The sequence below is a fragment of the Allobosea sp. MMO-172 genome (assembly GCF_037147855.1).
Classification (GTDB): Bacteria; Pseudomonadota; Alphaproteobacteria; order Rhizobiales; family Beijerinckiaceae; genus Allobosea.
This window is the reverse complement of record NZ_JBBCUM010000007.1, coordinates 241920-249791: the sequence shown is the minus strand read 5'-3', so window position 1 is coordinate 249791 and position 7872 is coordinate 241920. Positions and strand designations below refer to the sequence as shown.

Sequence of the window (7872 nt, the reverse complement as noted above, 5' to 3'; positions counted from 1 at the left end):
CTACATCCAGCGCCGCCTCCAGATCGGCTACAACCGCGCCGCGTCCATCATGGAGCGCATGGAGAACGAGGGCATCGTCGGTCCCGCAAACCACGCCGGAAAACGCGAGATTCTTGGGGAAGGTCCGCGTCAGCGCGACGACGAGGACTGAGTGCCCCAGAAAAGGGCTGTCATCCCGGGCGAAGCGAAGCGCAGACCCGGGATCCATGCCTGAACATCTGCCGGAAGCGTTCCGGCATGGATCCCGGATCGGCGCCGCTGCGCGGCTTGTCCGGGATGACGTCGAGGGTAGGGCAGGGGCAGAGAATACCGACTGAGCCATTCAGTCCAGCAGGAGCGACCTGATTTCCTGCCAGCTCGCTTCGTCGGGCGCGCAGAGCAGGCCGGCCGGGCGCCCGGTTGGCGAATAGGGGCGGCCGTCGAGCAGGCGCGCATGGCCGCCAGCTTCGCTGTAGAGCAGAACGCCGGGCGCATGGTCCCAGGGGTTGAGGACGCCATAGAGCAGGAATTGCAGGCGCCCCGCTGCGGCGAGCCGATATTCCTGCCCGCAGCAGCGTAGCGAGCCGACTTCGAGGAAGGCCGGAAAGCGACCGGGAAGCGTGCTGCGCAACGGCTCCGGGAAATACTGCCAGCTCGCCATGCCGTTCATCTGCCGCGTCGCGACGGCCGGCGCGACGCGCAGGTCTCGACTCGTCCCATCAGCAGAACTCATCCACGCGCCTTCGCCGCGCAGGGCCATGGCGCTGTCATCGGCCGTCGGATCATGGATCACGGCGGCGGCGATCTCGCCCCGGACGATGACCGCGGCCATCACCGCGAAGAGCGAGAGGTCGCTGGCGTAGTTCAGCGTGCCGTCGATCGGGTCGATGACGAAGGCGAGTTCGGCTTGCGCAAGCTTTCCGAGCAGCGAGGGGTCTTGCGTCACCGCCTCTTCGCCGACCAGTGCCGCGCCCGGAAACGCCCTGGCCAGCTCGGCGCAGATGAAGCGCTCGGCGGCCTCGTCGGCTTCGGTGACGACATCGACCGGGTTCTGCTTGGCGCGGATATCGTTGGCGGCCAGGCGCCGGAAACGCGGCATCACCTCGCGTCGCGCCGCTTCACGCAGGATGGCGTCGAGCCGCTCATGGTCCTGCCGGGTGAAGATCATCCGAGGTCGAACGCGACCAAGATCGGCTGGTGGTCCGAGGCTCGCGTCTCGATGTCGTAGGTGATGGAGCGCGCCCGCTCTGCAAGGTCCGGCGTCGCCAGCACGAAGTCGAGACAGCCGGGCGGGCCATAGGTCTGGTCGCAGATGAAGGCGGAGGGCGGATGCGGCTCGGTGACCTTCAACACCGGCCAGAGATCGAGCAGCGGCGGCACGTCGCCCTCGAACGGTGCGAGCAATTGCGCCAGCCCGGCATCGTCCGGACGCATGTTGAAATCGCCGGTCAGGATCGCGCTCGTCGCGTTCGGCGTCGGCGTATAGGTGTGCGGGCCGGGCAGGCGCGGCGTCGCCTGCCGCGCGGCTGCCAGGCGGTGGATCTGCCGGATGCCCTCGACCTGCGCGGCGCGTAAGCTCGGCGAGGAATATTCCAGATGGGTCGTCATCACCCGGATCGGGCCGAAGGGCGTCTCGACCATCGCCTCGACCAGCACGCGCGGCATGTTGCGCGTCGCGGCCGCTTCCCAGGGCAGGACATGGCGTAGCGCCTGCGCCACCGGCAATCGCGAGAGCACGAGGTTGCCGAAGCGCTTGCGGCCGCCGGCGCCGTCGGAAATGTCGACGCCGATCGCTTCGATCGCAGTGAAGCCGGGCAGGAGTTCGCTGAACAGAGCGAACTGGTCGGTGCGGTCATTGCCGTCGAGATCGGGGAAATTCGCCGCGACCTCCTGCAGGCAGAGCACATCGAAATCCGCCATCTGCCGGGCGTGATGGATGATGCGGCGCGGATCGACCTTGTTATCGACGCCGCGGGCCCACTGGATGTTCCAGGTGATCAGTTTCATCGGAACGCCGTTACTTGATGCCCGCGCGCATGAAGCTCTGCACGAACTGGCGCTGGAACAGCAGGAAGCCGACGAGCAGAGGCGCCGAGGTCATCAAGGTCGCCGCGCAGATCACCGCCCAGTCGATGCCCTGATCGGCGGACGAGAAGACCTGCAGGCCGACGGTCAGCGGCCGCGACTCGACCGAGTTGGTGACGAGCAGCGGCCAGAGGAAGTTGTTCCAGTGGTAGCTGACCGAGACGAGGCCGTAGGCGATATAGGTCGGCTTCGCCAGCGGCACATAGACCCGCATCAGCACCTGCAGCGGGCTCGCGCCCTCGACGCGGGCAGCATCGTCCAGTTCCTTCGGTACGGTCTTGAACGTCTGCCGCAGTAGGAAGATGCCGAAGGCCGAGGCGATATAGGGCAGGGCGATCGCCGGGATCGTGTCGATCAGGTTGACCTTGGCGAGCGTGCGGTAGTTCTCGACGATCAGCGCGTCCGGCATGATCATGAGCTGCGCCAGGATGAGCACGAAGGCGACGTCGCGGCCCCAGAAATCCTGCCGGGCCAGCGCATAGGCCGCGAGCGTGCCCAGCACGATCTGGAAGGCCAGGATCAGCGTGACCAGAATGAAGGTATTGAGGAAATAGCGGGCGAAGGGCGCTGCGGCCCAGGCGCGGGTGAAATTGTCGAGCGTCAGCGGCGCGGTCAGCACGAAGCGCGTGGTGTATTCGGCCGGATGGAAAGCCGCCCAGACGGCATAGGCGAGCGGCAGGACCCAGAGCAGGGCGAGCAGGATCGCCCCGGTCGATTCCAGCGTCAGAGCGAGGCCCTTCGGTGCGTAAGGATCGGTGCGCGTTGTCGACGGTGCGGGGTGGGGCGCGGCGCTCATTGGTAATGCGTCCTGCGTTCGAGCCAGCCGTACTGGACGAAGGCGACGAGCGCGAGCAGCGCCAGCAGCACGCAGGTCAGCGTCGCCGCATAGGCAGTGTCCCAGAAGCCGAACCCGACCTGATAGATGTAGAACAGCAAGAGCGTCGTCGCGTTGTCCGGGCCGCCGCGCGTCATCACGAAGACATGGTCGACCATGCGGAAGGCGTTGATCACCGCATTGATCAGCACGAACAGCGTCGTCGGCATCAGCAGCGGGAACTGGATGCGCCGGAAGAAGGTCCAGCGCGAGGCGCCCTCGATCGCCGCCGCCTCGCCAAGGCTGGGCGGGATCGCCTGCAGCGCCGCGAGATAGAAGATCATGAAGAAGCCGGCTTCCTTCCAGATCGCGACGATGGTGATGGCGTAGAGCGCGGTGTCCTGCGAGCCGAGCCAGTTGGTCGAGCGCGCACCGAACAGGCCGGTGATCTGCTCCAGCAGCCCGTATTGCGGCGTGTAGAAGAACAGCCAGATGTTGGCGACCGCGATCATCGGCAGGATCGTCGGGGTGAAGAAGGCCATGCGCACGAGCGTGCGGCCCGCGATCTTGTCGTTGACCCAGACCGCCATCAGCAGCGCCAGCGCGATCGAGGTCGGGATCGTGCCGAGCGCGAACCAGAGATTGTTGCTCATCGCCTTCCAGAAGATCGGATCGGCAAGCATCTGCTGGTAGTTCTCGAGCCCGATGAAGCGCGCCGGGCGGCGCGCCTTCGGGGTCGAGTAGAAGCTCTCGATGAAGCTCGCGACTGCGGGCCAGTGTGTGAACAGGGCCAGGCAAGCCATGGCCGGCAGCAGAAGCAGCCAGCCATGGATCGTCGCGGTCGCGCGGTTCGTCATCTGGGCGGGATCAGCGATAGGCCTTGAGGATGCGCTCGGCCTCGGCCTGCGCGTCCTCCATCGCCTTCTGCGGCGTCTTGGTGCCGGTCAGCGCCGCTTGCAACCCGTCGTTCAGCGCCTTGGTCACGCGCTGGTTCTCATGGGTCGAGAGCTCCGCGACCGCGCTCGGCAGCTGGTCGCGCGCGACCAGCGCCTGCGGGAAGTCGGCGACGTATTTCTTCATCGCCTCGGTCTCGTAGGAGGCCGGCGTCACCGCGACGTAGCCGGTATCGGCGCTCCACTGCGCCGCGCGCTCTGGCGTGGTGATCCAGCGCACGAACTTGAAGGCGGCTTCCTGCTCGGCCTTGGTCGCCTTCTTCGAGAGATAAAAATTGCCGCCGCCGGTCGGGCTGCCCGGCTTCTTGCCGGCCGGCAGCACCGCGACGCCGAAGGGGAACTTGGCGTTGGCGCGGACATTGGTCAGGTTGCCGGTGGTGGTCCACATCATCGCGACCTTCCGCTCGAAGAAGTCACGCGGCGTGGTGCCCCATTCGACGATGCCGGGCGGGTGGACCTTATGCTTCTGCGCGAGATCGACCCAGTACTGCAGCGCCTCGACCACGCCCGGATTGGCGTAATCGGTCTTGTCGCCAGCCGGGTTGGCGAGGATCGCGCCGGCCTGCGTCGAGAGCCCCTGGAACAGCCAATAGGGGAAGCCGGAGGAGGGGATCTGGATGCCCCATTGCGTGACATTGCCGGCGGCGTCGCGCTTGGTCAGCTTCTGCGCGAATTCGAGCTGCTCGGCCCAGGTCTTCGGCGGCCGCTCGGGATCGAGGCCGGCTTCCTTGAACAGCTCCTTGTTCCAGTAGAGCACCACGGTGGAGCGCTGGAAGGGGATGCCCCAGGTTTTGCCACCGGTCTGGCTGTTCTCCATGAAGCCGGGGAAGAAGCTCGAAAGCCACTTCTTGTCCTCGTCGGTCTTGATGAAATCGTCGAAGGGCACGATCGCCTCTTCGTCGATCAGCGTGAACATGTCGGTCGAGAGCAGCACCGAAAGCACCGGCGGAGTGCCGCTCTTATGCGCGGTCAGCGCCTTGACGATGGTCTCCTGATAGGTGCCGGCATAGATCGGCTTCAGCTTGATCGAGGGGTTCTCCTTCTCGAAGCCGGCGGCATAGGCGTCGATCAGCTTGGTGATCGGCCCGCCGACGGCTACGGGGTAGAAGAACGAGAGCTCGGTGGTGCTCTGCGCGCGGGCGATGCCGGGTAGCGCGGTCGCGCTCGCAAGGGCGGCCGTGCCGCCAAGGAATTCACGCCTGTCCATCATGTCCTCTCTCCCTTGTTGGGATGGTCCGCACGTCCGACGCTCCGGCCGGTTCAGTTGCGAACCACCTTTCGTTCAGACGCCTGGTCGAACCAGTGCAGCGCCGATTGTGACAACGTGATGTAGATCTGTTCGCCGGCTGTGGCCCGCACTTTGCCGGGCCGCTTGACGATGAAGGAATGGCCGTCGATGCGGGTTTCCAGCAGCGTGTCGGAGCCGAGATACTCGACTGCGACGACATCGGCAGCGATGCCGCTGCCGGTGATCTCGACCATCTCGGGGCGGATGCCGACCGCAAGGCTGGCGGGATCGAGGCCGTCGGGAGCCGTGATCGCGCCGCCGCGCGCCTGCACGGTCGCAAGCGGCAGCACGTTCATCGGCGGCGTGCCGACGAATCTGGCCGCGAAGATCGTCGCGGGGGTCTCGTAGAGCACGTCCGGCGGGGCATCCTGCTCGATCCGGCCGTTGCGCATCAGCACGACCTGATCGGCCATGGTCATGGCCTCGACCTGATCATGCGTGACATAGACCATGGTCATGCCGAGCCGCTGCTGCAATTCGCGGATTTCGCGGCGCATCTCGACGCGCAACTGGGCGTCGAGATTGGAAAGCGGCTCGTCCATCAGGCAGACCGGCGCCTCGGCGACGATGGCGCGGCCGAGCGCGACGCGCTGCTGCTGGCCGCCGGAGAGCTGCGAGGGCTTGCGCTCCAGCAGGGCGGAGAGGCCGAGGATCGAGGCGGCGCGGGCGAGACGCTCGTCGCGCTCGGCGCGCGAGACCTTGCGGACCTTGAGGCCGAACAGGATGTTCTCGGCGACGCTCAGATGCGGGAACAGCGCGTAGCTCTGGAAGACCATGGCGATGCCACGCTGCGAGGGCGAGGCATGGGTGACGTCGCGCCCGCCGATCTCGATCGTGCCGCTGCTGGTATCCTCGAGGCCAGCGATCAGCCGCAGCGTGGTCGATTTGCCGCAGCCGGACGGGCCGAGCAACGCGACCAGATTGCCGCCCTCGACGGTGAAGCTGATGGCATCGACGGCAGCGGTGCCGCCCCAGGTCTTCGAAACCGTCTTCAGCGCTACAGAAACCATTCGCGATCCGGTGAGCCGAGGTCATGTTGAGCCGGCACAGCAATAGCGTGTCACCAGCGTGAAGTCAGCGCGACCATGACGCGAAAATTCTTTTGCGCACAAGAGGCTGCGGCCTGCCTGAGGTGTAGGGGCTTCGAATGCGCTTCGATGCTTTGGAGCTTATCGGTTTACGACGGACCCACGCCGTCATCCCGGACAAGCCGCGGTAGCGGCGCCGATCCGGGATCCATCATAGAGCTCCGGAACCTTACGATGGATCCCGGGGCAAGCCCGGGATGACGTCTTGGGTTCCAGTAGGTCAGCCGACCTGCCCGCCATGGCGCCGGACGAAGGCGAGGGCCGTCTCCCAGGCGCCGGCATTGGCCTCGGCATTGGCGGCCGGCGTGCCGCCCATCGTCGTGGCGATGCCGCTGACCGGGTGGCGATGGGCGATGCGGGTCGCCGGCGTATGGGGAAACAGGATGGAATGGCCGGCCGCGGGCCAGTTCTTCCAGAGAACCTCGTGCGGATGGCCGGCCGCGAGCAGGCTCGACTGCACGATCAGCGAGTAGCGGTCGGAGGGCCAGGCGCCGTCATCGCCGCCGGAGAGCAGCAGCACCGGCCCGGCGATCCGTTCCACAGGAATGCGGGCGCGGCCCATGGCGACCGGGTCGCCGAGCGCGGTCCGCATCGCATCGGCATTGCGGCGCGTCTGCGTTGCTTCGTCATAGGGCTTCCAGCTCGCCGTGGCGTTGTCCTGCCATTGATGGACGAGCGGCTGGCCGTCCAGCGTCCAGCCGGGACCGTCGCGGCCGAAGGCCGGGTCGGCCGCAGCCTGTCCGCCATGCACGAAGGCACTCGGGACATAACCCAGCACCGCCGAGACCTTGTCGGGGAAGGTGGCGCCGAGCAGGAGCGCGAGCTCGCCGCCGCGGGATTGCCCGGCGACGGCGACGAAGCCGTTGAGCGGTTGCACGCGGGCGCGCAGCCAGTCGAGCCCCCGGGCGAAATACTCCAGCGGCGTGTTCGAGATGTATTTCGGCAGGCCGGGCGCGCCGAAATAGCCGAGCGCCAGTGCGGCCACGCCGCGCGAGGCCCAGAGCGCGGCGCGCGGCTCGTTGATGCCGCCGCCTGAGCCGTTGAGGATCATGATCGCCGGGTGCGGGCCAGTGCCGGCCGGCAGGAACAGCGTCCCGACCAGCCCATTCTCGGCGAGCGGGTGCCGCGTCACGCCGTCCGCCATCAGCGTCTGGCTGAAGCGCCCGGTTGCGACGGTCTCACCGCCTCTTGCGGCGGTGAGCGTGGTTTCGAGCGGGCGGGACAGGTTGGCGGGGAACAGTTCGCCTTCACCGGTCTGCGCCCAGACCAGCCCCATCGCTGCGACGCCCGCGTAGTCGCCGCGCAAGGGCGCGTCGCGTTCGAGGTCGATGCTGCCATCGACACCGGCCGCGAACACCGTCTGCGCCCGCCAGATATGACCGTCACGCAGGGTCTCCGCGGCGATGGTCACCTCCGCGCCCGCCGGCAAGCCGGAAAGCGCGATCCGGCGGGGCACGTCGATCAGGTCGATGGCGGGGCTGATCGCGAAGGCGGCGGGCATGGCTGTTTGCGTTTCCGTTGCGTTCGGATCGTTCGAGGTTTTCTCGGAAACACGCCGTCATCCCGGGCTTGACCCGGGATCCATCGAAGGGCTGCAGCGCTCTACGATGGATCCCGGATCGGCGCTGCTGCGCAGCTTGTCCGGGATGACGGCGTGGTTCGGCA

General features: G+C 66.9%; 8 protein-coding genes. 1 reads left to right on the top strand and 7 read right to left on the bottom strand.

The window, feature by feature from the left end; translation table 11 throughout:
• On the top strand, window positions 1–151 hold a 151-nt coding region (locus WFK61_RS13290; RefSeq protein WP_404978714.1), incomplete at its 5' end, for a DNA translocase FtsK.
• A 171-nt stretch (window positions 152–322) separates the two neighbouring features.
• On the opposite strand, the gene WFK61_RS13285 is transcribed toward WFK61_RS13290, so the two are convergent.
• The 7 genes from WFK61_RS13285 to WFK61_RS13255 all read right to left on the bottom strand — a co-directional run bounded on the left by WFK61_RS13285 (window position 323) and on the right by WFK61_RS13255 (window position 7708).
• Window positions 323–1147, bottom strand: coding sequence for an inositol monophosphatase family protein (locus WFK61_RS13285; protein ID WP_336812343.1), 825 nt, complete (start codon window positions 1145–1147; stop codon window positions 323–325).
• Window positions 1144–1986: an endonuclease/exonuclease/phosphatase family protein gene (locus tag WFK61_RS13280; RefSeq protein WP_336812341.1), complete on the bottom strand. Its 843-nt coding sequence runs from the start codon at window positions 1984–1986 to the stop codon at window positions 1144–1146. The genes WFK61_RS13285 and WFK61_RS13280 overlap by 4 nt, the downstream gene beginning before the upstream one ends.
• 10 nt (window positions 1987–1996) lie before the next feature.
• Complete coding sequence (locus WFK61_RS13275; protein ID WP_336812339.1) at window positions 1997–2860, bottom strand: carbohydrate ABC transporter permease; 864 nt, start codon at window positions 2858–2860, stop codon at window positions 1997–1999.
• The gene (locus tag WFK61_RS13270) at window positions 2857–3735 is read right to left on the bottom strand and encodes a carbohydrate ABC transporter permease (RefSeq protein WP_257735620.1); all 879 of its coding nucleotides are present in this window, start codon (window positions 3733–3735) and stop codon (window positions 2857–2859) included. Before WFK61_RS13270 ends, WFK61_RS13275 begins: the two co-directional genes overlap by 4 nt.
• A gap of 10 nt (window positions 3736–3745) precedes the next feature.
• The gene (locus WFK61_RS13265; protein ID WP_336812336.1) at window positions 3746–5041 is read right to left on the bottom strand and encodes an ABC transporter substrate-binding protein; all 1296 of its coding nucleotides are present in this window, start codon (window positions 5039–5041) and stop codon (window positions 3746–3748) included.
• Between the two features lie 50 nt (window positions 5042–5091).
• Complete coding sequence (locus tag WFK61_RS13260; protein ID WP_336812335.1) at window positions 5092–6129, bottom strand: ABC transporter ATP-binding protein; 1038 nt, start codon at window positions 6127–6129, stop codon at window positions 5092–5094.
• A 298-nt stretch (window positions 6130–6427) separates the two neighbouring features.
• Window positions 6428–7708 carry an acyl-CoA thioesterase/bile acid-CoA:amino acid N-acyltransferase family protein gene (locus WFK61_RS13255; protein ID WP_336812333.1) on the bottom strand — a complete coding sequence of 427 codons (1281 nt, stop codon included), beginning with the start codon at window positions 7706–7708 and terminating at the stop codon, window positions 6428–6430.
• Between the last annotated feature and the right edge of the window lie 164 nt (window positions 7709–7872).

Excerpts from the sequence above, each read along its gene's own strand:
- WFK61_RS13285 (WP_336812343.1), bottom strand. The coding sequence starts at position 1,147 with ATGATCTTCACCCGGCAGGACCATGAGCGGCTCGACGCCATCCTGCGT.
- WFK61_RS13280 (WP_336812341.1), bottom strand. The coding sequence starts at position 1,986 with ATGAAACTGATCACCTGGAACATCCAGTGGGCCCGCGGCGTCGATAAC.
- WFK61_RS13275 (WP_336812339.1), bottom strand. The coding sequence starts at position 2,860 with ATGAGCGCCGCGCCCCACCCCGCACCGTCGACAACGCGCACCGATCCT.
- WFK61_RS13270 (WP_257735620.1), bottom strand. The coding sequence starts at position 3,735 with ATGACGAACCGCGCGACCGCGACGATCCATGGCTGGCTGCTTCTGCTG.
- WFK61_RS13265 (WP_336812336.1), bottom strand. The coding sequence starts at position 5,041 with ATGATGGACAGGCGTGAATTCCTTGGCGGCACGGCCGCCCTTGCGAGC.
- WFK61_RS13260 (WP_336812335.1), bottom strand. The coding sequence starts at position 6,129 with ATGGTTTCTGTAGCGCTGAAGACGGTTTCGAAGACCTGGGGCGGCACC.
- WFK61_RS13255 (WP_336812333.1), bottom strand. The coding sequence starts at position 7,708 with ATGCCCGCCGCCTTCGCGATCAGCCCCGCCATCGACCTGATCGACGTG.